Genomic DNA, 24,550 nt, shown 5'->3' with positions numbered 1-24,550 from the left:
GCTTACTTCCGGTCCATGTGCCAGGTACCGTCCCAGCCAGCCGGCATGCCGTCTCGCAGCAGGGCTTCGCAGCGGCCGATGAAGACTCGGCACGGCGCATCCGACTCGCGCAACGCGGCGGCCGACCGGAACGCAGCAAGGGCCTCGTCGAACCGGCCGGCAACATAGGCTTCACGCGCCGCATCCCACCGAGCGAGGAACGCCGCATGCTCCGGAGCACTGGCAATCTCCCCCAGCGGTTCGTGCACATCGTGCGCCTCGGTCGTGCCTACGGCGACAACGCGGTCGATATGGCGCCACACGAAAAGCTCGGCGGTCGGCTGGGCGACCTCGCCGCTCGCCAGAATTTCCGTGCCATAGACCTTGTTCATGCCTTCGAGCCGCGACGCCTGGTTGGCAACCTGCCCCACCAGCGTGTAGTTGATGCGTTCGCGGGCGCCGACATTGCCGACCACGGCTGGCCCGGTATGCAGGCCGAAGCGCGTGCGGAAGCCCGGCCGGCCGCGCTCACGCCATTTCTCGGAAAGCTCGCGGCCAGCGGCGGCGGCCTGCAGCGCACCGCGGCAGGCATTGGCGATGTGATCGGGATCGGGCACCGGCGCATTCCAGAACGCCATGATGCTGTCACCGATATACTTGTCGATCATGCCGCGATTGGCCGAGATCGCCGAGCCCAGCGCCTCGAAATAGCGCGACAGGCGGCTGGTCAGCAGCTCCGGCTCCATCGTTTCACTCAACATCGAGAAGCCCTCGATGTCGGTGAACATCACGGTGATCTCGCGACGTATGCCCCCGACGCCCGACGTCGAGGGTGAACGCATGATCTGATGGACAAGATCCTTCGACACGTAGCGGCCGAAGATTTCCAGCCCCTCGCGCATGCGTTCGACGGCGTCGGACAGGCGCACGATCTCGGTAATGCGGCTCTCGACCGGCGTCTGATCGGAGAAGTCGAGCTGGCGAATCTGGTCGGTCTTGACGGCAATACGGGCAAGCGATCGCGACACCAGGATCGACGCCACGAATGCCGCCAGGATGGCAAGCAGGACCGTTATGGCCGCAGCGCCGGCGGCGCGCTCGACCAAGGTACGCGAGTCGGCGTTGAGTTCCGACAACGGCACGGCAACGGCAATCACAAACCGCTGGCCGAGCGTCTCCTGCATGCGATGCGTGATGACGCGGTAAGCGCGATCCGCCACCTGTACTTCGCGATCGAACTTTGTGTCGGTCGAGAGGGCCTGCCTGATCGACTGACGCAACCGCTCTCGCACCGCGGCGTCCCCGGGCAAGCAACCCGGCGTATCGGTCGCACAGGGTTCGGATTCGATATCGACCGAGCCAGGACCGGTCCCGATCATGATCACCGAGTTGCTGGTGATCTTGTAGGCAGTCAGAAGCTGGGACAGGGTCGACAAGGTGAAGTCGAAGCCGACGACCCCGTGGCCATCGCGCAGGGGAACGCCAGCGGATATCCCCTTATCGTTTGTCTGAGCGAAACGATAAGGCTGAGTCAGGATCGGCCCATGCACCTTCATCGCCTCGATGTACCAAGGACGTGTGCGTGGATCGAAGTCGGTCAGGCGTTCCTTCGCGGGGCCGTGTTTGCCGTCCGGCGCATAGAACCACCAGCTCTCCCGCCCATCGGCGATGATGCGCACGATGAGCGATTCGCCATCGGGAGCGTCGAATTCGAGGCGCTGGGCAATCGAGAAGGAGCCCAACCGGCCAGCGTAGATGAAGCTGCCGTCGTCGTAGCCGACGAAGCCGGCCTGAACCACCGGATGCCGGCCAAGCATCGCGATGAGCTGCCGCCGACGCTCTTCGTCGATCATCGGGTTTTCGGTGGCATTGAAGCTCGGACCATCGGCCAGCGTCTGGCCAACCGAGACGACAGTGCGCAGCCCCTCCGTCATGAAGCGCTCGACCGCCATTTCGAGCGCGGCGACACGCTGGTTGGTACCGCGCTGCTCCAGCGAATTGACCGAGCGCCAGCCAAGCCAGAGCAACGCCAGAGCGAGCGGCAGCACAATCAGCGCCATCAGCGTCAGGATGGTGACGCTGAATGAAATAGACCGACGAACTTGCTTCATCTCACTCGATGCTGGAGGCAATACCCTGCCGGGCTATTCCCTCACCGCCGCCCACTTGCAGCCGAGATTCTGCGTCGTGACGGTCAGCATTCTTGGCTGGGACGCAACATTGGCCACGATGTTGAGGTTCATGCGCCCCAGATCGAAGTCACCAGTATAGACGCCATTGGCCCGCTGCTTCAGCTTCACGTTGATGCCGCCTGCCGATTTGATCTCGGCCTGACCGTTCACCATGTGGAACGTGTGCTCCCGTGTGAATGATGGATCGGCCGAGATGCAGCCCTGGATGTTCTTGGGGTCGGCCTTCAGCCAGAACTTCACATCCGCGTCCTGCGCCGAGGCGGCCACAGGAACCGCTCCCACAAGCGCGAGAGCGGCAAGCTTTGCAATCTTCATCATTCGGTCTCCCTCCGGTCCCGCCAACACTCTACAGCGGCGGAACCGCGCCGTCAGTCTTTACGGCCGAGCAACCCATAAGCAAAGCCGGCAATCAGGCCACCGACAATCGGCGCCACCCAGAACAGCCAGAGCTGCGAAATCGCCGCCCCTCCGACGAACAGCGCCGGCGCCGTGCTGCGCGCGGGATTAACCGACGTGTTGGTGACGGGAATGCTGATCAAGTGGATCAGCGTGAGACAGAGGCCGATCGCGAGGCCCGCCATCGCCGGATGGGCCTTCTTGTCCGTGGCGCCGAGAATGACGGTGACGAACCCGAAGGAGAGGACGATTTCGATCACCAGAGCCGCGGTCATTCCGTACTTGCCGGGCGAATGGTCGCCGTAGCCATTGGTGGCAAAGCCGCCAATATCGGCACCGGCCTTGCCGGTTGCGACGACATAGAGAATGGCCGCTCCCGCGATACCACCCAGGACCTGCGCGATCACATACTGGATGACTTCGCTCCAGGGAAAGCGACCGCCGGCAGCAAGGCCAACCGTCACGGCTGGATTAAAGTGCCCCCCCGACACGCCGCCGACGGCATAGACCATCGTGAGCACGGTAAGGCCGAAGGCGAGCGCGACGCCAGCGAAGCCGATCCCGAGCTGGGGAAAGGCCGCAGCGAGAACCGCACTTCCACAGCCGCCGAGCACCAGCCAGGCGGTTCCAAGAAACTCAGCATAGAGACGATTGGCGATGGGCATCTTCAGTTCCCCCGAACATTAAACGACACCAGACATCCCACTCCCCCGAGCCGAGTTTAGCATTCTTTTCCGCCAAGTTCTTCAACCGTGTGGATGACTTGCCGCGCTGCACAAGCGAAGCGTCACCGAACCGAAACTCGGCGGTCATGAAAGCGTCCTAGCGTCCGCTCCTCATCGAAGGAGTTTGCGCCATGTTCCTGCGCCGCCGCTTGATCGCCGCCTCGGGCCTCGCCGCTACCAGTTTCGCCCTCCCCCGAGTCGCCATCGGCCAGACTGATCAACGGCCGAGCGTCACCATCGCCGTACAGCAGATCGCCAACAGCGCCGCGCTGGAGCCCTTGCGCGAGCAGTCGAATGTCGGCCAGCGCGCCTTCTCCTTCCTCTTCGAAACGCTGATCATGTCGAACCTGCTCGGCAAGCTGGAGCCCAAGCCGGGCCTCGCCGAGAGCTGGAAGCGGATCGACGACCGCACCGTGGAGTTCAGCCTGCGCAAGGGCGTGAAGTTCCATAATGGCGACGAGCTTACGGCCGACGACGTAGTGTTCACCTTCAGCCGCGACCGCATGTTCGGCCCCGACTACGACATCGCCTCGACCAAGACGCTGTTCACCTCGGTGCTGATCCGCGACGCGAACCAGGGCAAGAACCTGCCGCCGGAAGTGCCGGCTGTGGCCAAGCGGCTGTTTCCGGCGCTCGAGAAGGTCGAGGCTGTCGACAAGTACACCGTGCGCTTCACCAACCGCACACCCGACGTCACGCTGGAAGGCCGTATCGGACGGTTGGGCAGCGACATCATCTCCCGCCGTGCCTACGAGGAAGCCAAGAGCTGGCTCGACTGGGCGCGCGCACCGGTCTCCACTGGTCCCTACAAGGTGCGTGAGTTCCAGCCCGACCAGGTGCTGGTGATGGACGCGCACGACGACTACTGGGGTGGCCGACCGCCGCTCAGGAGCGTGCGCCTGGTGGTGGTCCCGGAGGTCGCAACCCGCATCAACGGCCTGCTGGCCGGCCAGTTCGATTTCATCTGCGACGTGCCGCCCGACCAGATTCCCGGTATCGAGAAGAACCCGAAATTCGAGGTGCTGGGCAGCACGATCGTCAATCACCGCATTACGGTGTTCGACAAGAACCATCCGCGTCTCGCCGACCCGCGCATCCGCCAGGCCTTCACCCACGCAATCGACCGTCAGGCGATCGTGGAAGCGCTGTGGTCGGGCCGCACCCGCGTGCCGGCGGGTCTGCAGTGGGAATTCTACGGGCCGATGTTCGTCGAGAACTGGACGGTGCCGTCCTTCGATCTCGCCAAGGCCAAAGCGCTGCTGAAGGAAGCAAACTACAAGGGCGATCCGATCCCCTATCGCCTCCTGAATAACTACTACACCAACCAGGTCTCGACGGCGCAGGTGCTGGTCGAGATGTGGCGCCAGGCCGGCCTCAACGTGCAGATCGAGATGAAGGAGAACTGGCAGCAGGTCTTCGACACCAACAGCCCGCGCGCCGTGCGCGACTGGTCGAACAGTGCCGGCTTCAACGATCCGATCTCCTCGATCGTGGCGCAGCACGGCCCGCAGGGGCAGCAGCAGCAGGTCGGCGAATGGACCAACGAGGAGATGAACAAGCTCTCCGTAGCCCTGGAAGTCGAAACCGACATGCAGAAGCGCCGGGCGATGTTCAAGCGCATGCTTGAGATCTGCGAGCGCGAAGATCCCGCCTATACGGTGCTGCACCAGAACGCGACGTTCACCGCCAAGCGCAAGGACATCAAGTGGAAGGCCTCGCCGTCCTTCGCGATGGAGTTCCGCAACACCAACTTCGCCAGCAACTAGGTATTGGCGATGAGCGCTCCCCTCGTCGCCCTGCGCGGCCTTACCGTCGATTTCGAGAATGGCGGGCGCATGTCGCGCGCCGTCGACGGCGTCGATCTCGAGATCGCGCCTGGTGAAGCGCTGGGCATCGTGGGCGAATCGGGTTCGGGCAAGAGCGTGACCTGGCTGGCAGCGCTCGGCCTGCTGCCAGCGAAGGCACGTGTTGCGGGCTCCGTCCGGCTCGAGAAACAGGAGCTGATCGGCGTACCGGCGCGCGTGCTCGAGGACGTGCGTGGCAAGCGCATCGCGATGATCTTCCAGGACCCGTCGAGCTGCCTCAATCCGGTTCATCGCATCGGCTGGCAGCTCGTCGAGGCGTTGCGCCTTCATCGCGGCCTCCATGGAAAGGCGGCCGAGGCCGAGGCGCTGCGTCTGCTCGATCAGGTCGGCATTGCCGACGCACGTCGACGCCTGCAGGACTATCCGCATCTCCTTTCCGGCGGCCTGAACCAGCGCGTGATGATCGCCATGGCGCTGGCAGGCCAGCCCGACCTGCTGGTGGCCGATGAGCCGACCACGGCACTCGACGCCACCATCCAGGCGCAGATTCTGGCGCTGCTGGGCAGCACCCGCCGCGATACGGGCATGGCGCTGATTCTGATCAGCCACGATCTCGGCGTCGTCGCCGAGAATGTCGATCGGGTCGCCGTGATGTATGCCGGTCGCCTGGTCGAAGAAGCGCCCGGCACCGATCTGTTCGGCGCGGCGCGTCATCCCTACACGCAGGGCCTGCTCGCGGCCCTTCCCTCTCTCATCGGTCCGCGCCGACGGCTCGCTGCGATCCCCGGGACGGTGCCCGATCCGTGGAACGTGCCGGCCGGTTGTCGCTTCGCCCCACGCTGCCCGGTCGCCGAGATGCGCTGCACCAATGTGCCGCCGCCCGCCCGCTCCGTGGGCTTCCGCCATGTCGCGACCTGCCATCGGCAGGTCGAGGCCGGTTACTCGGTCTGGTCCTTGCCGCAGGCGTTGCCACAGGCGGCGGAATGAGCGCGCTGCTCGAAGCCACCGATCTTCGCCGTCACTATCAGGTTCGCGCCGGAAGCGGCCTCTTCACCGCCAAGGCAACATTGCGCGCCGTCGATGGTGTTTCGCTGACGCTCGCGCCGGGACGAACTCTGGGCCTTGTGGGCGAGTCCGGTTGTGGCAAGTCGACCACCGGCAAGCTCGTGCTGGGGCTGGTGCCGCCGAGTGCGGGGACGGTGCGCTATCGCGGCGAAGCTCTTCCTGCCGTCGGCACGCCGGTCTGGCGGGCGCTACGTCGACGCATTCAAATGGTCTACCAGGATCCGCTGGGCGCCCTCGACCGCCGGTTGCCCGTCGGCCGGCAGATCGAGGAACCGCTCGCCATTCACGAGCAGACCACGCCGGCAGAGCGCCGCGACCGCGCCCTTGCCGCCATGAATAATGTCGGTCTGCAGCCGCACCAGTACGACCGCTATCCGCACGAACTGTCCGGTGGCCAACGTCAGCGCGTCGTGCTGGCGCGTGCCCTGATGACCGGTCCCGACCTGCTGGTGTGCGACGAGCCGATATCGGCGCTCGATGTCTCGATCCAGGCGCAGGTCGTGAACCTGCTGCTCGACCTGCAGGAGCAGCTCGGCATCGCCTATCTCTTCATCAGCCACGACCTCAAGGTGGTGCGGCAGGTGAGCCACGATGTGGCCGTGATGTATCTCGGCCGCATCGTCGAACAGGGCGAAGCCGAAAGCCTGTTCGCAGCACCGGCGCATCCCTATACGCGTGCCCTCGTCTCGGCGATCCCCACCATCGGTCCCCGCCGCGAACGTCTATTGCTGCAGGGCGATCCGCCCAATCCGGTGAACGTGCCATCGGGCTGCGCCTTCCATACGCGCTGCCCCTTCGCGACCCCGCAGTGCCGTGCCGAGACGCCGACCTTGCAGCCGATGGCCAACGGCCGACTGGTCGCCTGTCATCGCGTTCATGAACCCGCGCTGCAGGTCGCTGCCTGATGCTGACGTTCGTCATCTCGCGCCTGCTGCGCGCCGGTCTCACCATCCTGTTCGTGATGACCTTCGCCTTCATCGTGCTGCGACTGTCGGGCGATCCGGCACTGCTCATCATGTCGGTCGATGCACCGCCCGAAGCGGTGGCCGCCTTTCGCGAAGCCTGGGGCCTCAATCGCCCGATCTGGGAACAGTATTTCTCCTATATCGGCCATGCCTTCACCGGCGATTTCGGCAAGTCGATGCGCGACGGACGGCCCGCCATCGACCTGGTGATGGAGCGCGTGCCCGCGACCCTTGCCATCACGATGCCGGCACTGGCCCTCAAGATCGGCCTCGGGATTCCGGCGGGCATCTATGCCGCCCTGCATCGCAACTCGATGGCCGACCGGCTGACCATGGCCGCTTCCGTGGCGGGCTTCACCATGCCGAGCTTCGTACTGGCCCTGCTGCTGGTCCTGGTCTTCGCCGTCCAGCTCGGCTGGCTGCCGGCGAGTGGCAGCGGTTCGCTCGACCATGCCATCCTGCCCATCATCACGCTCGGGACCGGTGGCGCTGCCATCATGGCGCGTTTCACACGCTCGGCCATGCTCGAAGTACTGGGCCAGCCCTATATCCGCGCGGCTTCGGCCAAGGGCGTGAACTGGCACCGCGTCGTCTCGCGCCACGCGCTCCCCAACGCCGCCATTCCCACCGTGACCATCGTGGGCTTCATGGTGGGCAGCCTGGTGGCTGGCGCCGTGGTCGTCGAAAGCGTCTTCGCCTGGCCGGGCATCGGTCGGCTGCTGGTCTCCGCCGTCGCCAACCGCGACCTTGCCGTGGTGCAGGCCATCCTGATGGTAATCGCGACCTGGATGGTGGCCGCCAACTTCACCGTCGACCTCGCCTATGGCTGGCTCGATCCGCGCGTGCGCAACGCGACGGCGCATTGAGGACCGTCATGGCCATTGCAGAGCACGCACCCGAAACGATCTCCCGTCGCCGTCGATTTCTCAAGCTGCCGGTCGGCGTCTCCCTGGCATTGGGCTGGCTCGGGCTGATGATCGTGGTCGCGTTCGGCGCCGAGCTGTTGACGCCCTATTCCTTCACGGCACTCGATCTCAAGGCACGCCTATCGCCGCCGCTGCTGATGGGTGGCAGCTTGGCCCACCCGCTGGGTACCGACGAACTCGGCCGCGACGTGCTTTCGCGGCTCATCGTGTCGATCCGCATGAGCCTGCTGATCGCCCTGTTTGGGACCATCATCGCCGCCAGTCTCGGCACTGCCCTTGGCTTCCTGGCTGCCCATTTCCGCGGCAAGGTCGAGCAGCTCGTGCTGATGGCGATCGACTTTCAGGCCAGCATGCCGTTCATGATCATCGCCCTGTCGGTGCTGGCCTTCTTCGGCAACAACCTCGTGCTATTCATCGCGCTGATGGGCTTCCATTCCTGGGAGCGCTATGCCCGCATCGCGCGCGGCCTCACCCTGGCCGCCAACGAGCAGGGCTACGCGGCAGCGGTACGTCAGCTCGGTGCCGGACCCGGCCGCATCTACGGCCTGCACATCCTGCCCAACATCGCCTCGACCCTGATCGTCTCGATGACGCTCACTTTTCCCGAGATCATCCTGCTGGAGAGTGGCCTGTCCTTCCTCGGCCTCGGCGTACAGCCGCCGCTGACCTCGCTCGGCAACATGGTGGGCTATGGCCGGGAGTACATCACGCGCGCGCCCTGGATAATGCTGGCGCCAGCGAGCGCCATCGTCGTGACGACGCTCTCGATCAGCCTGTTGGGTGACTGGCTGCGCGACCGGCTCGATCCGACTCTGCGCTGATCGCCTATTCGACGCCGAGATAGATTCGCTGGACGTCAGGGTTGTCGAGCATCGCTTTGGCTGGCCCTTCGAGCACCGTGCGGCCGACCTGCAGGACATAGGCATGGTCGGCGGCTTCGAGGGCGAGATCGACCGACTGCTCCGCCAAGAGGATCGTCTGGCCGGCTTTGTGGAGGGCGGCAAAGCTGTCGTACATCGTGTCGACGATGGCGGGCGCCAGACCAAGGCTAGGCTCGTCGAGCAACAGCAGTCGCGGCTCGCTCATCAGGGCCCGGCCGACCGCCAGCATCTGACGCTCGCCGCCCGACATGGTGCCGGCCTGCTGCAGCCGCCGTTCCTTCAGTCGCGGAAAGACGCCGTAGACGCGATCGAGCAGGTCGGGAATGCGCTTGCGGTCGGCGAGCGGCGTGGCGCCGAGCAGCAGGTTGTTCTCCACGCTCTGCTGGGTGAACAGCCGCCAGCCTTCCGGCGAAAGCGCGAGCCCCTTGCGGACGATCGCATAGGCCGGTTGGCCGGCAATGTTCTCGCCGGCGAAGTTCACTTCACCCTTCGAGACTGGCACGATGCCGGCGATGGCATTCAAGGTCGTCGTCTTGCCGGCGCCATTGGAGCCCAGCAGCGCCACGACCGAACCCTGGGGCACTTCGAGCGAAACATCGGCGACGCCGATCAGGTCGCCGTAGCGCACCTCGAGATGGCTGATCTTGAGCAATGTGGGCGGCGGCTGGCTCATCCGTGCCGTACCTTGCGACGACCGAGATAGGCTTCGATTACCATCGGATCGCTCGTCACCTCGCGCGGCGTGCCGCGCGCGATCTCACGGCCCTGATGGAACACCACGACACGCTTCGCGAGCGACACGATCACTTCCATGATGTGCTCGACGATCACGATGGTGATGCCACCGCCGTGGATGCGCCGCACCAGCTCGATCGCCTCGCGCACTTCGGTCGGCGTCAGGCCCGCCATCGCCTCGTCGAGCAGCAGCGCCTTGGGCTCCGAGGCAAGGGCGCGCGCGATCTCCAGGCGTTTGCGGCCGGGCGTGCCGAGGCTCCGCGCCGGTGCATCGGCGAACAGGCCGAGTCCGACTCTGTCCAGCACCGCCCGCGCCTTGGCCCGTGCGTCCTTGGCATTGGGATGGCGCAGCAGCGCGCCGATCATCGCATTGTCGAGGACCGTCATGGATTCGAAGGTGAGCGGCACCTGGAAGCTGCGTGCGAGGCCGAGCCGCGCCCGCGCTTCCGGTGGCTCCCTGGTCACATCGGCACCAGCGAAATGCACGCTGCCCGAAGTCGGCGGTAAGTCGCCGGTCAGGCAGTTGAAGAAGGTCGATTTGCCCGCACCGTTCGGTCCGATCAGCCCCAGGATGTCGCCCTCCTCGACCGTCACCGAGGCATTGTCGACGGCCTTGAAGGCGCCGAACGCCTTGGTGATGCCGCGGGCGTCAATCAGCATGGCCGTCCACCGTCTTCGAGGCACGGGGCGCCGTCGGCCGCCGCCGATCGAGCAGGGAGAGCAGGCCGCTCGGCAGGAAGCGCGCGATGATCACGATGATCGCACCATAGACCACGAAGGTGAGGCCTGCGCCCTGCCCGCCGAGATAGCTGTTCGAGAGTTCCTCCAGCGGCACCAGGATCAGCGCGCCGACCAGCGGACCAAAGAGCTGGCCGGCACCGCCGAGTGCGGCCATCACCACCATCTTGACCGAAATCAGGATGCCGAAGCCCGACTCTGGATCCACGAAGCCGAACATGGTGAGGTAGAGTGAGCCGGCAAGCGCGGTGAAGGCCGCGCTCAGCATGTAGGCATAGAGCTTGTAGCGACCGGCCGACACGCCCAGCGAGCGCGCGGCACGTTCACTGTCCTTGATCGCGCGCAGATAGAACCCCATGCGGCCGCGTTCGATCATGTGCGTCAGCCAGAGCAGGCCCGCTAGGACAGCAAGAAAGATGTAGTAGTAAGGCGTCGCCGAGATGAAGGAGAGATCGAGCACGCCCCGCGGCACTGGCGGCCCGCCGAGACCCTGCGCACCGCCCAAGAACTCGGACGTCGAACTCAGCACGCGCACCAGCTCGGCGACAGCGATGGTCGCCATGCTGAAGTAATGGCCGGAGAGCTTCAACGTCGGCACGCCGATCACGGCAGCAACGAGAACGCTTAACGCCATACCGATCGGCGCCCCGGCAATCGGCGGCAGGCCGAGATGCGTATAGGTCACGACGGCCGAATAAGCGCCGATGCCGAAGAAGACGGAGTGGCCGACCGAAACCTGGCCGGCATAGCCACCGACGATGTTCCAGGCGGAGGCACCGATCGCCGCCAACAGGACCAGTGCCCCGAGCCGCGCCCAGACAGGCGATCCTGCGACCACCAGCGGATAGGCGAGCACCAGCACCACGAGCACGATCTGGAGCAGGCGGTAGCGCGTCATGCCTTCCCCATCAGGCCCTGTGGCCGGAACCACAGGACCAGTACGAACAGGATGTAGACGATGACGTCCTTGTAGACGGGGCCGATCAGATAGGCCGACAGCGACTCCACGACACCGATGACGAGGCCAGCGACCAGCGCGCCCAAGACGCTGCCGAAGCCGCCGAACGACACAGTGACGAAAGCCACGATGGCGAGCGTCTCACCGACCGTCGGCGAGGTGTAGAAGAAAGTCGCGATCAACGCGCCGGCAATGCCCGTCGCGGCACCGGCCATGCCCCAGGCCAGCGCCTGCATGCGCTGCGGCCGTATCCCCATGAGCTGGGCCGCCGTCGCATCCTCCGAGACGGCCAGCATGCGGCTGCCGATGGCCGTGCGCGTCAGCAACAGGTGGAGCAGCAAAGTAACCACCAGGCCGACGACGCCGGCCAGGACCCTCGCGCCCTCGAAGCGGATGCCCGCCAGGATGAACGAGTGGCCGACCAGATCGTCGGGCAGCGTCTTGAAGTTGGCGCCAAAGGTCCAGAGCGCGCCATAGCGCAGGAACAGCGCAAGGCCGAAAGTTCCCAGGATCTGCGCCAGCATCGGGCCGCGCATGATGTGGCGGACCAGCAGGAAATAGCTCGCGATGCCCAAGGTTGCGATCAGCATGGCGGCAGCCGGCACCGACGCCCACGGGCCGCCGCCCAGCGCCGTCCAGATCATGACGGCGGTGTACATGCCCAGCATGACGAAGTCGCCGTGAGCGAAGTTCACGACGTTCATCATGCCCCAGATCAGGGTGAGGCCGGACGAGAAGAGCGCGTAGACCGCGCCCAGCAGCAGGCCGCTGACCACGACCTGCACGAGGGTCATCGACATCGCGGGACGCTTCCCGCCGCGACCGTGCCTACCAGCCCTTGTAAGGCAGGATCAGCTCGTGGGTGGCGCGCGATTTCGGCCAGACCGATACGTAGTTGCCGTTGCGCATCTGCGTGATCAGCGTCGAGGCCTGCACATTCTGGCCCTTGTCGTCGAACTTCACGCCGTCATAGCCCGCCACGAGCTGTTCCGGCTTCATCTCGACGGCGCGGAGCGCATCACGGATCTTCGCGGGATCGGCGGAGCCTGCGTTGTTGATGGCCTCCGCCATCACAAAGAAAGACTGCAGCACGCGCGCCGAGACGTCATCGAGGCCGTCGCCGCCAGTCTTCTTCTTGTAGAGCTCGTCGAGGATGGCCGCGACGCTGCCCGGCTTGCCGGCGGCAAAGACCGAGCGGCTGATCAGCCCCTCGGTGACCGAACCCATCGCCTTCACGAAGGCCGGATCGTTGAAGCCACCATCGTCGGCGATCAGGATCGCCGGTTTCCAATTCAGCTCCTTCATCGTCTTCGCGTAGAGGATCGCGTCCGACGTGTAGGAGATGAAGATGACGACGTCGGGGTTCTTCTCCTTGAGTTGCAGCACCTGCGGCTGCACGTCGGTGGAGTTGGCCGAATAGGCGATCTTCTGCGTGACCGGCAGGCCCGCCTTGCCGAAGGCATCTGCCAGCACGCTGGAGACCGAGTTTCCGTACTCGGTGTTCTCATGGACGATCGCAATTGAATCGACTTTGCGGCCCGCCGCCTTTTGCTCATTGAGGAAGGTCGAGTAGGCCTTGGCGAAGTCGGCGGCGACCGGCGTCGTGCGGAAGAACCACTTGAAGCCGCGCTCCGTCAGATTGGCGGCAACGGACTCGGCGTTGAGAAAGGGAATGCCGTAGCGCTCCGCGACGGCGCTCGCCGTCAGCGTGATGCCCGACTGGTAGCAGCAGATGACGGCGGCAACCTTTTCCTCAGTGATGAGGCGCAGCGTCTGGTTCTGTCCGGCCGCGGGCGTACCCTGGTTGTCGGCGATCACCATCTGGATCTTGGCGCCCTTGAGGCCCGGCAATCCGCCACCTTTCGCCAGCGGCATCACCTTGGCGAGTTCGGCATTGCCGTTGTTGATGATGTCGGCCCCCATCTCGAAGGCCATCTTGGCGTAGTTGCCGGTGCTCGCGGAGTTGCCGCTCAAGGGATAGACCGCACCGATTTTGACGACCTGCTGGGCGCCGGCGGTCCCGCCAAGTCCCAGAAGAGCAAGCGCGGCAAACGCCGCCACAGTCCGACGCATAGCCTTGATCATTGATGTCCCCCAGATCAGACGTGCCCGCACAACGAAAGTCTGGCACGCCCCTAGGCCATCAGCAAATCCGGTAACGCTCGACGGCGGCAGGATCGAGTTCGACGCCCAGCCCCGGCCCCTCGGGTAGCAGGACATGCCCGGCTTCTAGCCTGGGTGGCGTATTCAGCAATTGCGTACGGAGTGCATTGTCGCTCATGTCGTATTCCAGCATCTGCGGATAAGGCGGATGCTCGGTGTGCGGCGAGGCCGGCAATGACGCGATGAAATGGCAGGCTGTCGCCAGTCCGACGCCGCCACCCCAGACATGAGGCGCCAGTCGCAGGTTCTGTGCCAGTGCCAGCGTCGCGATACGCTTTGCCTCGGTGAGCCCGCCGACACCGGGAACCGAAGGCTGCACGATATCGATGCAGCGCCCGTCGATCAGGGCGCGGAAGTCGCGGATCGTGTGATGCGCCTCGCCGGCCGCCAGCGGTATCGGCGAACGAGCGCGCAGCTCGGCATAGCCGCGGAGGTCGCCCGGCGGCAGCGGTTCCTCGATCCAGTGGATGCCGAAAGGCTCGATCGCTCGGGCGCATTCCAACGCCACGTCGGCGGTGTAGGCGCCGTTGATATCGACCATCAGGAGCTTGTCGGGTCCCAGCGCTTCGCGGCTGCGGCGCACGCGAGCGACGTCGTCGCGGATGCCGCGGCCGATCTTGATCTTGGCGCCGGCGTAGGGATGGTCCGCCGCCTCGGCCAGCATGTGGTCGAGCTGACGGTCGGGATCGTCGGAGAAGAAACCGGTCGAAGCATAGGCGGGAATCCGCACCGTGCCGCAGCCGCCGATCAGGTCACAGACCCTGACGCCGAATCCGCGAGCGATGGCATCCCACAACGCGACGTTGATGCCGGCCAGGCAAGCGGTGAGTTGATTGCCGACACCGAGATGATACATGGCGTTGCGGACACGCGCCTCGACATGGTCGAAGTCGAACACGCTGCGACCGACGAACATCGGCTCGAGCATGCGGAAATACTCGCGCGAGACGAACGGATTGCCGAACACCTCACCGATGCCCTTTACACCCTGGTCGGTTTCGACCTCGATGAGGCCGCCCTGACGGCGGAAGCCACCGCCACGCGACATTCCGTAGGCCTTTTCCGGCGCAAAGACGTACTCCAGACCAGTGAACGACAGACGCTTGATGGTGGGCATGGATGCTTCCTCTCCTCTCGGTCTATGGTGCGCGCCAAACTGGATTGGAGACAACGCCCATGAGCATTCCCAAAACCCATCGCCGTGTCGTTCTCGTGCGCCGGCCGCCGGGCGAACCTGCCGAAACTGACTTCCGCGTTGAGGAAGCGCCAGTGCCCGAGCCGCGGCACGGCGAGGTGCTGGTGAAGGTCCACTATCTCTCGCTCGACCCCTATCAGCGTGGGCGCATGCGCGATGCCGCCTCCTATGCGTCCCCAGTCGGCCTCAACGAGGTGATGACCGGTGGCACCGTAGGAGAAGTGGTGAAGTCCGAGCATGCGGGCTTCAAGGTTGGCGACATCGTCGAGGATCGCCTCGGTTGGCAGGAATATGCGATCGGTGGTGGCCCCACCCTGCGCAAGGTCGATCCCACGATCGCGCCGATCTCGACCGCCAACGGCGTGCTCGGCATGCCAGGCATGACCGCCTATTTCGGCCTGCTGCATGTCGGTCAGCCCAAGCCCGGCGAAACCGTCGTGGTTTCGGCCGCCTCGGGTGCCGTCGGCCAGGTGGTGGGCCAGATCGCCAAGCTCATGGGCTGCCGCACCGTCGGCATCGCGGGCGGCGCCAAGAAGTGCGCCTTCGTGACCGGCGAACTCGGCTTCGATGCGTGCATCGACTACAAGGCCGAGAAGGATATCGATGCGGCTCTGCGCGCCGCCTGCCCCAACGGTATCGACGTCTATTTCGATAATGTCGGCGGCGCGATCTCCGACGCCGTGCTGCGCAACCTCAACTTCTTTGCGCGCGTGGCGCTCTGCGGTTCGATCTCGCAGTACAATGCCACCGCCGCCGAAATGGGCCCGCGCCTGATGGGCACCTTCGTCGGCAAGCGCGTGACAGCCCGCGGCTTCATCGTCACCGACTTCGCCCAACAGTATGGACCGGCGATGCGCCAGATGGGCGAATGGGTTCGCGCCGGCAAGGTGAAGTACCGCGAGGATGTCGTTGCCGGCATCGACAAGGCCCCGCGCGCCTTCATCGGCATGCTGCGTGGCGAGAACTTCGGCAAGATGCTGATCAAGCTCGTCTGAGTTTTGCCATGAGCTACGACGCGCCCCTCGCCGGCCTCAAGGTCGTCGATCTCAGCCAGGGAATCGCTGGCCCCTATTGCGCCATGCTGCTCGCCCAGCATGGTGCGGAAGTGATCAAGGTCGAGAGTATCGGAGAGGGCGATTGGGCGCGCGCGCTGGGCGTGCGCTACGAGAGCCACACCGCCTTCTCGATCATCGGCAACATGGGCAAGCGCAGCATCTCGGTCGACCTCAAGAGCGAGGCCGGCAAGCAGGTGTTGTGGCGTCTCCTCGAGGGCGCGGACATCTTCCTCGAAGGCTTCCGGCCCGGTGTGATCAAGCGGCTGGGCTTCGACTACGAGGCGGTATCGGCCCGCGAGCCGCGCATCCTCTACGTCTCGATCTCGGGCTTTGGCCAGACCGGCCCGCTCGCCGAGCGGCCGGCGATGGATCCGGTGCTGCAAGCCTATACTGGCATGATGGCCGAGAATCGCGGCGAGGATGGGATTCCCCACCGCGTGCCGGTGATCGTGGTCGACATGTCGACCGCGCTTTACGCCTATCAGGCGCTGAGCACGGCCCTTTATGCACGACGGGACGAAGCCCGGGGACGCTACATCGACGTCAGCCTCATGCAGGCGGCGACGGCGCTGCAGTCGATCCGGCTGATGGCCTGCCATCTCGAAGGCGGCACAATGAAACCCGGCGGTGTGCCGGGCGGCGTGTTCAGGACGGCCGACGGCTGGATGTCGATCATCGCGATCAACGACCGCGACTGGGCGAGCCTGTGCACGGCGATGGACATGCCGGCACTGGCCCAGGATGCCCGCTTTGCCACGCCGGCTCTGCGGCTTGCCAACGAGGCTGCCGTCTATGCAATCGTCCGCCCCGCGATTGCCGCCAAGTCGTCGGCACACTGGAGTGCACGTCTCACTGAAGCGCGGCTGATGCACGAGCGCCTGAACAGTTACGCCGATTTTCTCGACCAGCCTCAGGTGCGCGAAACCGGGTTGATCCATTGGCTCGAACAGGCCGGCCTGCCGCAGAAGGTGCCGGTGCCAGCGCTTCCCGGCATGCCGCCACCCGCTCCAGGCACGTCACGGGCCGACGCCCCCGTGCCGGGTCAGCACAGTGCCGCAATCCTGGCAGAGCATGGATACACACCCGCCGAGATTGCGTCCCTGCTGGGCAATGGCACTGTCGCCGCAGCGAGGTAGAGTGCCGCCATGAAGAAGAAAGCCGTTGTTGTCGGCGCGCTGGGCGTGATCGGCCGCTATATCGTCGAGAAGCTCGTGGCCGAAGGCGACTGGCAGGTGGTCGGTCTGTCGCGCCGTCCCGCAAAGGATGGCCCACGCTACAGACACATCCCCGTCGATCTGCTCGATCTCGAAGATGTCGCGGACAAGCTCGGGAAGCTTCGCGACGTCACCCACATCTTCTACGCCGCCTTCCAACCCGGCACCGGCAACGCCGCAAACTATGCGGCGGTGATCGCACCCAACCGCGACATGCTGGTGCATTCAGTAAGCGCCATCGCCAAGGCCTCACGATCGCTGCAGCGGGTCGTGCTGGTGACGGGCACGAAATACTACGGCACGCATCTCGGGCCGCTGAAGACGCCGATGCGTGAGACCGACCCGCGTCACATGCCGCCGGATTTCTATTTCGATCAGATCGACTGGCTGACGGCCTTCCAGCGCGGCAAGAAGTGGAGTTGGACGGAACTTCGCCCCCAGACGCTCTGTGGTTTTGCGCCGGGCACGGCGATGAGCATTCTTCCGGCGATTGCCGTCTATGCGGCCATCTCCAAGGAACTCGGCCTGCCGCTGCGCTTTCCCGGCAAGCCCGGCGCCTATGGCACGATCTATCAGGTGACCGAGTCCTCGCACTTCGCCAGCGCTGCGCTGTGGGCGGCAACGGAGAAGCGGACGGCCAACCAGGCCTACAACATCACCAACGGCGACTACTTCCGCTGGCGCAACGTCTGGCCGCGCATCGCCGATGTCTTCGGCATGAAGGTGGGTGACGTGCAGACCATCAGCCTCACCCAGCACATGGCCGACAAGGCGGACCTGTGGACGGCCATGACGAAGAAGTATGGCCTCAAAAAATTCGACTTCGACCAACTCGTCGCCTGGCCTTTCGCCGACTATGTATTTGGTTCGGACTGGGATGTGATGTCCGATGTCACCAAGAGCCGCCTGCATGGTTTCCAGGAGGTGGTCGACAGTGAGGTGATGTTCGAGCGTCTGCTGACGCGTTTCCGCAAAGAGAGAATTGTTCCGTGATTACCCTGCTCGATCCGGCCAGCTATCAGCGTACCCCGTGGAAGAACGGCGGCGGCACGACCGTCGACATCGCCCTCTCGGGCGAGAGCTGGCGGTTCGGCCGCACGCCGATTGTCCAGCCCGGCCCCTTCTCCGACTACACGGGCTACGATCGCGTACAGGCATTGGTGGCGGGCAGTGGCCTGGTGCTGCAGACGCCCCAGGGCGAGATCGATGTGCGCCAACCGTTTCGGCCCGTGCGCTTTGCCGGTGAGACGCCGATCGTCAGCCGGCTGGAAGCAGGGCCCGTCGAGGTCGTGAACCTGATCGGCGCGCGGGCGGAGGTGACCATCGACATGGTCGTGCTCGACGAGGGCCACACCCTCAATCTCCAGCCCGGTCTTCACATCGCCTACAATCCCCGCGGCGAGGCGACCGTTGCCGTGCAGGGCGACGAACGACCCTTGGGCGCCGACTATGCGCTGAGGTTGCAGCTCACGGGGCCGCTGCGCCTCACCGGCATCACAGGCTGCCTGTTGGTTGCCAGCATCATCTGAGGAGCCGCCTCACTTGCACTTCACCTCTTCCTTGTATTCGCCGTTGGGTTTCCATTCGCGCTTGATCTCGCAACCACCCTGGCGGAATTCTTCCTTGCCTGCGCCGACATACGCCCGGCCATAGCCGGGCTTGCAGTCGACCTTGGTTTCGGACTTTCCATCGTCATCGAACTTGCGTTCGACCTCGCAGCCATTGCTGCGATATTTCTGTGATCGGCCATCGGCCAGCGCACTCGCCGCCGATGCCAGGACCAACAGAGCCGGCATGACAGACAGAAGACTGGCTTTCATAGCGGTTTCCCTCAACGTTCGGCAGGGATCGAGCCTCGACCGAGAATATGGCCCGCGAGTGACTAAGCCTGGGCACCTGGAGGATTTTCGATGCGGATTGCAGTAGTCGGCGCCGGCGGCGTCGGAGGCGGTTTTGGCGCTGCCCTTGCCCATGCTGGAGCGGAGGTCACGTTTATCGCGCGTGGCGCTCATCTCGCCGCCATGAAAAACCATGGCCTCAGGATCGAGAGCGAACGCGGCAACACTCATCTGAAGCCGACCCGAGCCACCGACGATCCCGCGACGGTGGGCGTGGTCGACTATGTGCTGTTCTGCGTCAAGCTGTGGGACGTCGAAAGCGCGGGCGAGGCCATCAAACCGATGGTCGGCCCGTCGACGGCGGTGATTACCCTGCAGAACGGCGTCGACGCGCACGAGCGGCTGATCCCGATCCTTGGACCGCAATCGGTGATGCCGGGCGTCGCCGGTATCAGCGCGACCATCGCCGAGCCGGGCCTGATCCGTCAGACGGGGAAGGCCATGCGCATGACCTTCGGTGAGCCCGATGGCAGCCGCAGCCCGCGCGCCGTGGCTTTTGCCGAGATGTGCAAGAAGGCCGGCATCGATGGCGTGCTGAGCGAGGCGATCCTGACCGACCTGTGGCTGAAGTTCCTGATGCTTGCCGCCAATGCCAGCGTATCGGCCTTGACCCGTCTGCCGCTCGGCAAGATCCGCGGTGACAAGGACATCGATGCCCTGTTCCACGCCGCCTATCGTGAAGTCGTCGACGTCGGTCGTGCCGTCGGCATTGCCCTTCCGGCGGACGCCATGGATCGGGCGGTGTCGTTCACCCGAAAGGCGCCTCCCCACCTCATGCCCTCGATGGCGACCGACCTGCTGCGCGGCAATCGTATCGAACTGCCCTGGCTGTCGGGCAAGCTCATAGAACTCGGCGCCAAGCACAATGTCCCGACACCGACACATGCGGTGATGTATGCTGCGCTCAAGCCCTACATCATGGGCACGCCGGCCTGAGGGAAAAATGCGCTTTCTTCTCGTTCTCCTTTCCATTCTTGTCGCTGGTGGCAGCGTCTCGGCTGCCGATCTCAAGCTCCTGACGGCCGGCGCCTACAAGCCGGCAGCACTCGAACTGGTCGCTGCGTTCGAGAAGAAGACTGGGCACAAGGTGACGATCGACAACGGCACGGCAGGCGCGTTGCAGAAACGCGTCACCGATGGCGAGTATTTCGATGTGGTCGTGATCCCGCCGATCCCCATGGCGTCGCTCCTCGGCAATCGCGTCGATGAAAGCAGCGCCAAGGAGCTGGCGCGCGCCGGCATCGGCGTCGGCGTCAAGCAGGGTGCACCTGTGCCCGACCTCTCCGATGTCGACGGCTTCAAGAAGGCGCTGCTGGCCGCCCGCGCCGTGGCCTATATCGATCCCGCCGCTGGCGGTTCGAGCGGCATCTATCTTGCCAAGCTTTTCGAGAAGATGGGCATCGCCGACCAGATCAAGGCGAAGGCCGTGCTGGTTCAGGGCGGTCTGGTCGCCGACCGCATCGTCGACGGCAAGGCCGACATCGCCTTGCAGCAGAGCAGCGAACTCATGGGCGTGCCGGGTGTTCAGTTCGTCGGCCCCATCCCGCTCGACGTTCAGAACTACACGATCTATTCCGGCGGCGTCTCCGTGGCCTCGCGCAACCGCGCCGCGGCCGACGCTCTTCTGCTGGCGCTGGCCGATCCCAGCAACGGACCGATCCTGAAGAAGAAGGGGCTGGACAGCCCGTGACCATGACCGAAACGCTTGTTTCTGCACCACCGATCGAAGCGGAACGCTGGTTCAACACCGACCTGCCTCTCAGCCTCGAGATGTTCCACGGCAAGGTCGTGGTGCTGCACGCTTTTCAGATGCTCTGCCCTGGCTGCGTATCGCAGGCCGTGCCGCAAGCGCGGCGTCTGCATGAGATCGCCAAGAACATCGACGATCTCGTGGTGCTGGGCATACACACGGTGTTCGAGCATCACGCGGCGATGACGCCGGTGTCGCTCGAAGCCTTCCTGCACGAATACCGCCTGACCTTTCCGGTGGCCGTGGACCGGGCCTCTTCCGATGGCCCGATCCCTCAGACGATGGCGGCTTACGGCTTCAAGGGAACGCCCTCGACGGTCGTGATCGATCGTGAGGGACGCATCGCCCGCCACAGCTTCGGCGCCGAGGACGATCTCGTCCTCGGCTTGATGCTGGGCAGTCTTCTCAGCGCCCGGCCTTGAGCTCGTCGATCGCCTCTTTCCACGCACCAATCGTGTGATCGAGATCGGCGCGGGTATGCGCCACGCTGACATAGTACTTGCTCTCGCCCTTCATGATGCCGCGGGCGCGCAAATGCTGGTTGAAGCGCTTCAGCATCGCGGCATCGCCCTTCAGCGTATCGCGATAGTCCTTGATCGGGTGGTCGGTGAAGACGATGTCGAACAGCGGCGGCTCGCCAACGACCTGCGCCTTCAGGCCGGCCTTCTGGATGAGCTCGGTCAGCGTGCCCATCAACTGCCGGCCTGCCTCAAAGACCTTGTCGTAGGTGCCTGGCTGCTTCAGCACCTGCATCGTAGCGAGACCCGCGACAGCGGCCACCGGATTGCCGGAGAGCGTGCCGACCTGGAAGATGAAATCTTCGTCGGTCATGGCGAGCCGGTCGAAGTGCTTCATGATGTCGGCGCGGCCGGCGATTGCGGCAAGTGCAAAGCCGCCGCCCACGATCTTGCCTAGGGTGCAGAGATCGGGCGTAACGCCGTAATATTCCTGGGCGCCGCCATAGGCGAAGCGAAAGCCGGTCACGACCTCGTCGAAGATCAACGGAATGCCATGCTTGGCGGTCACGGCGCGTAGCGCCTGCAGGAAGCCGGGCTTGGGCGGGATCAACCGCTGGAACGGCTCGACGATGACGCCAGCCAGTTCATCCTTCTGTTCCTCGATCAGGCTCTCGACCATCTCGATGTCGTTGAAGGCGGCAACCACCATCTCGTCGACCACGGACTTGGGGATACCCGCCGAGTCCAAGGAACCGCGCGGAAAGTTGCCGGGGTTCTTGGGCGCCAGCGAGACCAGCGCGTAGTCGCTCATGCCGTGGTAACCGCCCTCGAACTTCAGGATCTTGTCGCGCTTGCGGAAGGCACGAGCCGCACGCATCGCGTAGAGATCGGCTTCGGTGCCGGAGCAGACGAAGCGCACCTGCTCGGCGCAGGGCACGGCGTCGACGATCGCCTCGGCGAGCGCAATGCCATGTCGATTGTTGCCGAAGAAGGTCGTGCCCAGGGGAAGCTGCGCCTGGACGGCGGCCGTGACGTCGGGATGGGCATGACCGATGAACATCGGCCCCGAGCCCAGGAGGAAGTCGACATACTCCTTGCCGGCCTCGTCGTAGATGCGGCCGCCCTTGCCTTCCTTGAGGATCACTTCGGCCGGCATGTTGCCGAAGCTGCCACCCGGCAGCACGCGCTTGGCCTGTTCGACGAGTTCGTTGGTCGGATCGATCTGGGTCTGGATGTTCATGGCTTCCTCTAAGCGCTACTCGATCGGGACGAAAATGGAATGGCGCAGCTTACCTGCGACCGCTTTGGAGAAGTGGCCCTTGCCGTGCGTGTCCTCCACCAGGATGACCTCGCCGGGACCAATGATGCGTGTCTCGCCGTCGCTCGCCTGAATGGAAACGCCGGCATCGAGATTGATGATGTACTGCCGACGCGGGGCCGGATGCCATTCATAATCGTAGGTGCCCGGTGTCTCGCGAAAGATGATGCCGGTTGCGGGAAGGGTAGCCGACGTCTTGCCGCCGCGCCCTTCGTTCTTCCATTCAACTTCGATATCGCGGAAGTGCGTCTCGCCATCGGCGTCGACATATAGGTTATGGATGCGCATGAATTTTTCTCCGCCTTGCCCTGCCAAGAATCGAGCTTAGAACGAAAGCATGCTGAGAAAACCTATTGAGGCCGCCCTTTTCGACATGGACGGTCTGCTGATCGACACGGAAGCCGTCTATGTCGAGGCGCTGCAGGCGGCGGCGCAAAGCCTCGACCTCGAAATGCCTCTGGCCTTCTGCCATTCGATGGTCGGCATTCCCGGCAAGGAATGCGACGTCATGATCCAGGACTTTTACGGTGCAGGCTTTCGCATCGAGGAGTTCCGGATGCAATTCTCCAGCCATGCCAAAGGTTTGCTGGAAGCAAATATCCCGGTTAAGCCGGGCGTGGTCGAACTGCTCGACTTCCTGGCGGATCGTGGCCTACCGCTGGCGGTCGCCACGTCGGCCGGCCGGGCCACGGCAGAGCGCCATCTCGGCCGCGCCGGCCTGCTCGACCGCTTTCAGGCGGTCGCGACACGCGACGACGTCGTGCACGCCAAACCCGCACCCGACATCTACCTGGAGGCCGCACGCCGCCTCGGCATCGCGCCGGAACGCTGCGTCGCGTTCGAGGATTCGAATGTCGGCCTGACAGCTGCGCACGCCGCCGGGACCATGGCGATCATGGTGCCCGACATCCTGCTGCCGCTCCCCGAGGTTCGCGACAAATGCATCACCGTGCTGGGCAGCCTACACGAAGCACGCCGGTTGCTCGAAGCCGCCCTCTAGGAAGAGATCGGAGCCCGCATGAAGATGATCCAGCATAGCCCCGAGGCGGGCATCTATCCGGCGACGCCCGACTACCTGCACGCACTCGAGGTGCGCAACCCGAGCCGCTTCCTGTACGTCAGCGGCACGATGGGCCTCGACGAGCGCGGCATCGCCGGCAAGACACTTGCGGATCAGCTCGAGCTGATCTGGTCCAACCTGCGAACCATCCTGGCCAGCGCCGACATGTCGGTCGACAACATCGTCCGGGTCACCAGCTATCTGCGTGACCCGTCTTACGCAGAGGCCAATCAGAACGCGCGCGTCGCCGCCCTCAAGGGCCGTGTCGTCCCGACGACCGCCATTGTCGTCCAGACTCTCGTTGCCGACTGGCTCGTCGAACTCGAAATCGTCGCGGCTGCCTGAGCGTTCAGAAGTTTTCGACCCACGGCCGCACCTCGACCTCCCAACTCCAGGCGCTGCGATGCTGTTGCAGCACGGCCCAATAAGTTTCGGCGATGGCGTCGGGATCGAGCAGGCTGTCCGGTCGATCGGTTGGCACCGGCCGTGCCGCACTACGGATGCCACCGTCGATGACGAAATGAGCAACATGGATGCCCTTTGGGCTGAGCTCGCGCGCCATCGATTGCGCCAGGCCGCGCAACGCGAACTTGCCCATGGCGAAGGTGGCTGAAAGCGCGAAGCCCTTTACGCCGGCAGTCGCGCCCGACAACAACACCGCGCCGTGCTGCTTGGGCAGCATGCGCTTCACCGCCTGCTGGGAGACGAGGAAGGCGCCGAAGGCGCTGATCTCAATCGCCCGCTTCACGTCGTCAGGCACCAAATCGACGAATGGCGCGCGCACCCGGTTGCTGGCGTTGTAGACCACGACATCCGGCGTCCGGCCGGCAGCATCGAGCGCGCCGAACAGGGCGGCAACATCTCCCGGGTCGGCGGCGTTGCAGGTATGGACGGCCGCGCCTGTTTCCTTCGCAAGTGCGGAAAGCTTGTCTGTCTGGCGAGCTGCAAGGTCGATAGTAAGGCCGTTCCGGGCAAAGAGGCGGGCGAGCGAGGCACTGAGGCCAGGGCCCGTGCCCACGATCAGCGCAGAGCGGTATTTCGGCTTGTCCATGAAGCTCTCCAAAGGGTTCGGAT

The 24,550-nt window shown here is 64.6% G+C and carries 27 protein-coding genes; 14 read left to right on the top strand and 13 right to left on the bottom strand.

All coding sequences use genetic code 11. The features are described from left to right. Positions 1–2: 2 nt before the first annotated feature. The 3 genes from EPO50_RS15770 to aqpZ are packed head-to-tail and all read right to left on the bottom strand — an operon-like array spanning position 3 to position 3,226. Positions 3–2,090 carry an adenylate/guanylate cyclase domain-containing protein gene (locus EPO50_RS15770; RefSeq protein ID WP_296345629.1) on the bottom strand — a complete coding sequence of 696 codons (2,088 nt, stop codon included), beginning with the start codon at positions 2,088–2,090 and terminating at the stop codon, positions 3–5. Between the two features lie 33 nt (positions 2,091–2,123). Continuing rightward, the gene (locus EPO50_RS15765; protein WP_296345627.1) at positions 2,124–2,489 is read right to left on the bottom strand and encodes a hypothetical protein; all 366 of its coding nucleotides are present in this window, start codon (positions 2,487–2,489) and stop codon (positions 2,124–2,126) included. 50 nt (positions 2,490–2,539) lie between these two features. Then, positions 2,540–3,226 carry an aquaporin Z gene (aqpZ, locus tag EPO50_RS15760; RefSeq protein WP_296345815.1) on the bottom strand — a complete coding sequence of 229 codons (687 nt, stop codon included), beginning with the start codon at positions 3,224–3,226 and terminating at the stop codon, positions 2,540–2,542. A 197-nt stretch (positions 3,227–3,423) separates the two neighbouring features. Between aqpZ and EPO50_RS15755 the strand changes: the two genes are divergently transcribed. The 5 genes from EPO50_RS15755 to EPO50_RS15735 are packed head-to-tail and all read left to right on the top strand — an operon-like array spanning position 3,424 to position 8,874. Continuing rightward, on the top strand, positions 3,424–5,058 hold the full coding sequence (locus tag EPO50_RS15755) for an ABC transporter substrate-binding protein (RefSeq protein WP_296345626.1): 1,635 nt from the start codon (positions 3,424–3,426) through the stop codon (positions 5,056–5,058). A 9-nt stretch (positions 5,059–5,067) separates the two neighbouring features. Continuing rightward, positions 5,068–6,084: an ABC transporter ATP-binding protein gene (locus tag EPO50_RS15750; RefSeq protein ID WP_296345624.1), complete on the top strand. Its 1,017-nt coding sequence runs from the start codon at positions 5,068–5,070 to the stop codon at positions 6,082–6,084. Continuing rightward, a complete protein-coding gene (locus tag EPO50_RS15745) occupies positions 6,081–7,067 on the top strand; it encodes an ABC transporter ATP-binding protein (protein ID WP_296345623.1) in 987 nt (328 codons plus the stop codon). The genes EPO50_RS15750 and EPO50_RS15745 overlap by 4 nt, the downstream gene beginning before the upstream one ends. Then, positions 7,067–7,993 (top strand): ABC transporter permease, encoded by a 927-nt coding sequence (locus EPO50_RS15740; RefSeq protein WP_296345621.1) that lies wholly within the window; start codon positions 7,067–7,069, stop codon positions 7,991–7,993. Before EPO50_RS15745 ends, EPO50_RS15740 begins: the two co-directional genes overlap by 1 nt. An 8-nt stretch (positions 7,994–8,001) precedes the next feature. Continuing rightward, positions 8,002–8,874: an ABC transporter permease gene (locus EPO50_RS15735; RefSeq protein ID WP_296345619.1), complete on the top strand. Its 873-nt coding sequence runs from the start codon at positions 8,002–8,004 to the stop codon at positions 8,872–8,874. Between the two features lie 4 nt (positions 8,875–8,878). On the opposite strand, the gene EPO50_RS15730 is transcribed toward EPO50_RS15735, so the two are convergent. Genes EPO50_RS15730 through EPO50_RS15705 form a run of 6 tightly spaced genes read right to left on the bottom strand, consistent with a single transcriptional unit; the run spans position 8,879 to position 14,645 of the window. After that, positions 8,879–9,607 carry an ABC transporter ATP-binding protein gene (locus EPO50_RS15730; RefSeq protein WP_296345617.1) on the bottom strand — a complete coding sequence of 243 codons (729 nt, stop codon included), beginning with the start codon at positions 9,605–9,607 and terminating at the stop codon, positions 8,879–8,881. Then, positions 9,604–10,329 (bottom strand): ABC transporter ATP-binding protein, encoded by a 726-nt coding sequence (locus tag EPO50_RS15725; protein ID WP_296345615.1) that lies wholly within the window; start codon positions 10,327–10,329, stop codon positions 9,604–9,606. Before EPO50_RS15725 ends, EPO50_RS15730 begins: the two co-directional genes overlap by 4 nt. Beyond that, positions 10,319–11,305 (bottom strand): branched-chain amino acid ABC transporter permease, encoded by a 987-nt coding sequence (locus EPO50_RS15720; RefSeq protein WP_296345613.1) that lies wholly within the window; start codon positions 11,303–11,305, stop codon positions 10,319–10,321. Before EPO50_RS15720 ends, EPO50_RS15725 begins: the two co-directional genes overlap by 11 nt. Continuing rightward, positions 11,302–12,165 carry a branched-chain amino acid ABC transporter permease gene (locus tag EPO50_RS15715; RefSeq protein WP_296345611.1) on the bottom strand — a complete coding sequence of 288 codons (864 nt, stop codon included), beginning with the start codon at positions 12,163–12,165 and terminating at the stop codon, positions 11,302–11,304. Before EPO50_RS15715 ends, EPO50_RS15720 begins: the two co-directional genes overlap by 4 nt. 28 nt (positions 12,166–12,193) lie before the next feature. After that, on the bottom strand, positions 12,194–13,450 hold the full coding sequence (locus EPO50_RS15710) for an ABC transporter substrate-binding protein (protein WP_296345609.1): 1,257 nt from the start codon (positions 13,448–13,450) through the stop codon (positions 12,194–12,196). Between the two features lie 58 nt (positions 13,451–13,508). Further along, positions 13,509–14,645, bottom strand: a complete 1,137-nt coding sequence (locus EPO50_RS15705; protein WP_296345608.1) for a mandelate racemase/muconate lactonizing enzyme family protein — start codon at positions 14,643–14,645, stop codon at positions 13,509–13,511. Between the two features lie 59 nt (positions 14,646–14,704). Here EPO50_RS15705 and EPO50_RS15700 point away from each other — a divergent pair, with 59 nt between their 5' ends. Genes EPO50_RS15700 through EPO50_RS15685 form a run of 4 tightly spaced genes read left to right on the top strand, consistent with a single transcriptional unit; the run spans position 14,705 to position 18,521 of the window. Continuing rightward, positions 14,705–15,718 (top strand): NADP-dependent oxidoreductase, encoded by a 1,014-nt coding sequence (locus EPO50_RS15700; RefSeq protein ID WP_296345606.1) that lies wholly within the window; start codon positions 14,705–14,707, stop codon positions 15,716–15,718. A gap of 8 nt (positions 15,719–15,726) precedes the next feature. Continuing rightward, positions 15,727–16,914, top strand: coding sequence for a CaiB/BaiF CoA-transferase family protein (locus EPO50_RS15695; RefSeq protein WP_296345604.1), 1,188 nt, complete (start codon positions 15,727–15,729; stop codon positions 16,912–16,914). A 9-nt stretch (positions 16,915–16,923) separates the two neighbouring features. Beyond that, on the top strand, positions 16,924–17,985 hold the full coding sequence (locus EPO50_RS15690) for an SDR family oxidoreductase (RefSeq protein WP_296345602.1): 1,062 nt from the start codon (positions 16,924–16,926) through the stop codon (positions 17,983–17,985). Next, positions 17,982–18,521, top strand: coding sequence for a HutD family protein (locus EPO50_RS15685; protein WP_296345600.1), 540 nt, complete (start codon positions 17,982–17,984; stop codon positions 18,519–18,521). Before EPO50_RS15690 ends, EPO50_RS15685 begins: the two co-directional genes overlap by 4 nt. A gap of 9 nt (positions 18,522–18,530) precedes the next feature. Here the strand turns inward: EPO50_RS15685 and EPO50_RS15680 are convergent, their stop codons facing one another. Continuing rightward, positions 18,531–18,812, bottom strand: coding sequence for a hypothetical protein (locus EPO50_RS15680; RefSeq protein ID WP_296345598.1), 282 nt, complete (start codon positions 18,810–18,812; stop codon positions 18,531–18,533). 90 nt (positions 18,813–18,902) lie between these two features. Here EPO50_RS15680 and EPO50_RS15675 point away from each other — a divergent pair, with 90 nt between their 5' ends. The 3 genes from EPO50_RS15675 to EPO50_RS15665 are packed head-to-tail and all read left to right on the top strand — an operon-like array spanning position 18,903 to position 21,062. Next, positions 18,903–19,826: a 2-dehydropantoate 2-reductase gene (locus EPO50_RS15675; protein WP_296345597.1), complete on the top strand. Its 924-nt coding sequence runs from the start codon at positions 18,903–18,905 to the stop codon at positions 19,824–19,826. A gap of 7 nt (positions 19,827–19,833) precedes the next feature. Beyond that, positions 19,834–20,580, top strand: a complete 747-nt coding sequence (locus EPO50_RS15670) for a substrate-binding domain-containing protein (protein ID WP_296345595.1) — start codon at positions 19,834–19,836, stop codon at positions 20,578–20,580. Between the two features lie 2 nt (positions 20,581–20,582). Beyond that, a complete protein-coding gene (locus EPO50_RS15665; protein ID WP_296345593.1) occupies positions 20,583–21,062 on the top strand; it encodes a peroxiredoxin in 480 nt (159 codons plus the stop codon). Here the strand turns inward: EPO50_RS15665 and EPO50_RS15660 are convergent. Together EPO50_RS15660 and EPO50_RS15655 are read right to left on the bottom strand one after the other, a co-directional pair. Further along, positions 21,046–22,338, bottom strand: coding sequence for an aminotransferase class III-fold pyridoxal phosphate-dependent enzyme (locus EPO50_RS15660; RefSeq protein ID WP_296345591.1), 1,293 nt, complete (start codon positions 22,336–22,338; stop codon positions 21,046–21,048). The genes EPO50_RS15665 and EPO50_RS15660 overlap by 17 nt on opposite strands. A gap of 15 nt (positions 22,339–22,353) precedes the next feature. Next, positions 22,354–22,704, bottom strand: coding sequence for a hypothetical protein (locus EPO50_RS15655; protein ID WP_296345589.1), 351 nt, complete (start codon positions 22,702–22,704; stop codon positions 22,354–22,356). A gap of 49 nt (positions 22,705–22,753) precedes the next feature. On the opposite strand from EPO50_RS15655, the gene EPO50_RS15650 reads away from it, so the two are divergent. Both EPO50_RS15650 and EPO50_RS15645 read left to right on the top strand, forming a co-directional pair. Beyond that, the gene (locus EPO50_RS15650; RefSeq protein ID WP_296345587.1) at positions 22,754–23,416 is read left to right on the top strand and encodes an HAD family phosphatase; all 663 of its coding nucleotides are present in this window, start codon (positions 22,754–22,756) and stop codon (positions 23,414–23,416) included. Between the two features lie 18 nt (positions 23,417–23,434). Next, on the top strand, positions 23,435–23,821 hold the full coding sequence (locus EPO50_RS15645) for a RidA family protein (RefSeq protein WP_296345585.1): 387 nt from the start codon (positions 23,435–23,437) through the stop codon (positions 23,819–23,821). Between the two features lie 4 nt (positions 23,822–23,825). Here EPO50_RS15645 and EPO50_RS15640 read toward each other — a convergent pair whose 3' ends face one another. Then, positions 23,826–24,527, bottom strand: coding sequence for an SDR family NAD(P)-dependent oxidoreductase (locus EPO50_RS15640; RefSeq protein WP_296345583.1), 702 nt, complete (start codon positions 24,525–24,527; stop codon positions 23,826–23,828). Positions 24,528–24,550: the final 23 nt, after the last annotated feature.

Source organism: Reyranella sp. (genome assembly GCF_004297405.1).
Classification (GTDB): domain Bacteria; phylum Pseudomonadota; class Alphaproteobacteria; order Reyranellales; family Reyranellaceae; genus Reyranella.
This window is presented reverse-complemented; position numbering and strand designations above follow the sequence as displayed.

Excerpts from the sequence above, each read along its gene's own strand:
- EPO50_RS15770 (WP_296345629.1), bottom strand. The coding sequence starts at position 2,090 with ATGAAGCAAGTTCGTCGGTCTATTTCATTCAGCGTCACCATCCTGACG.
- EPO50_RS15765 (WP_296345627.1), bottom strand. The coding sequence starts at position 2,489 with ATGATGAAGATTGCAAAGCTTGCCGCTCTCGCGCTTGTGGGAGCGGTT.
- EPO50_RS15755 (WP_296345626.1), top strand. The coding sequence starts at position 3,424 with ATGTTCCTGCGCCGCCGCTTGATCGCCGCCTCGGGCCTCGCCGCTACC.
- EPO50_RS15750 (WP_296345624.1), top strand. The coding sequence starts at position 5,068 with ATGAGCGCTCCCCTCGTCGCCCTGCGCGGCCTTACCGTCGATTTCGAG.
- EPO50_RS15745 (WP_296345623.1), top strand. The coding sequence starts at position 6,081 with ATGAGCGCGCTGCTCGAAGCCACCGATCTTCGCCGTCACTATCAGGTT.
- EPO50_RS15740 (WP_296345621.1), top strand. The coding sequence starts at position 7,067 with ATGCTGACGTTCGTCATCTCGCGCCTGCTGCGCGCCGGTCTCACCATC.
- EPO50_RS15735 (WP_296345619.1), top strand. The coding sequence starts at position 8,002 with ATGGCCATTGCAGAGCACGCACCCGAAACGATCTCCCGTCGCCGTCGA.
- EPO50_RS15730 (WP_296345617.1), bottom strand. The coding sequence starts at position 9,607 with ATGAGCCAGCCGCCGCCCACATTGCTCAAGATCAGCCATCTCGAGGTG.
- EPO50_RS15725 (WP_296345615.1), bottom strand. The coding sequence starts at position 10,329 with ATGCTGATTGACGCCCGCGGCATCACCAAGGCGTTCGGCGCCTTCAAG.
- EPO50_RS15720 (WP_296345613.1), bottom strand. The coding sequence starts at position 11,305 with ATGACGCGCTACCGCCTGCTCCAGATCGTGCTCGTGGTGCTGGTGCTC.
- EPO50_RS15715 (WP_296345611.1), bottom strand. The coding sequence starts at position 12,165 with ATGTCGATGACCCTCGTGCAGGTCGTGGTCAGCGGCCTGCTGCTGGGC.
- EPO50_RS15710 (WP_296345609.1), bottom strand. The coding sequence starts at position 13,450 with ATGATCAAGGCTATGCGTCGGACTGTGGCGGCGTTTGCCGCGCTTGCT.
- EPO50_RS15705 (WP_296345608.1), bottom strand. The coding sequence starts at position 14,645 with ATGCCCACCATCAAGCGTCTGTCGTTCACTGGTCTGGAGTACGTCTTT.
- EPO50_RS15700 (WP_296345606.1), top strand. The coding sequence starts at position 14,705 with ATGAGCATTCCCAAAACCCATCGCCGTGTCGTTCTCGTGCGCCGGCCG.
- EPO50_RS15695 (WP_296345604.1), top strand. The coding sequence starts at position 15,727 with ATGAGCTACGACGCGCCCCTCGCCGGCCTCAAGGTCGTCGATCTCAGC.
- EPO50_RS15690 (WP_296345602.1), top strand. The coding sequence starts at position 16,924 with ATGAAGAAGAAAGCCGTTGTTGTCGGCGCGCTGGGCGTGATCGGCCGC.
- EPO50_RS15680 (WP_296345598.1), bottom strand. The coding sequence starts at position 18,812 with ATGAAAGCCAGTCTTCTGTCTGTCATGCCGGCTCTGTTGGTCCTGGCA.
- EPO50_RS15675 (WP_296345597.1), top strand. The coding sequence starts at position 18,903 with ATGCGGATTGCAGTAGTCGGCGCCGGCGGCGTCGGAGGCGGTTTTGGC.
- EPO50_RS15670 (WP_296345595.1), top strand. The coding sequence starts at position 19,834 with ATGCGCTTTCTTCTCGTTCTCCTTTCCATTCTTGTCGCTGGTGGCAGC.
- EPO50_RS15665 (WP_296345593.1), top strand. The coding sequence starts at position 20,583 with ATGACCGAAACGCTTGTTTCTGCACCACCGATCGAAGCGGAACGCTGG.
- EPO50_RS15660 (WP_296345591.1), bottom strand. The coding sequence starts at position 22,338 with ATGAACATCCAGACCCAGATCGATCCGACCAACGAACTCGTCGAACAG.
- EPO50_RS15655 (WP_296345589.1), bottom strand. The coding sequence starts at position 22,704 with ATGCGCATCCATAACCTATATGTCGACGCCGATGGCGAGACGCACTTC.
- EPO50_RS15650 (WP_296345587.1), top strand. The coding sequence starts at position 22,754 with ATGCTGAGAAAACCTATTGAGGCCGCCCTTTTCGACATGGACGGTCTG.
- EPO50_RS15645 (WP_296345585.1), top strand. The coding sequence starts at position 23,435 with ATGAAGATGATCCAGCATAGCCCCGAGGCGGGCATCTATCCGGCGACG.
- EPO50_RS15640 (WP_296345583.1), bottom strand. The coding sequence starts at position 24,527 with ATGGACAAGCCGAAATACCGCTCTGCGCTGATCGTGGGCACGGGCCCT.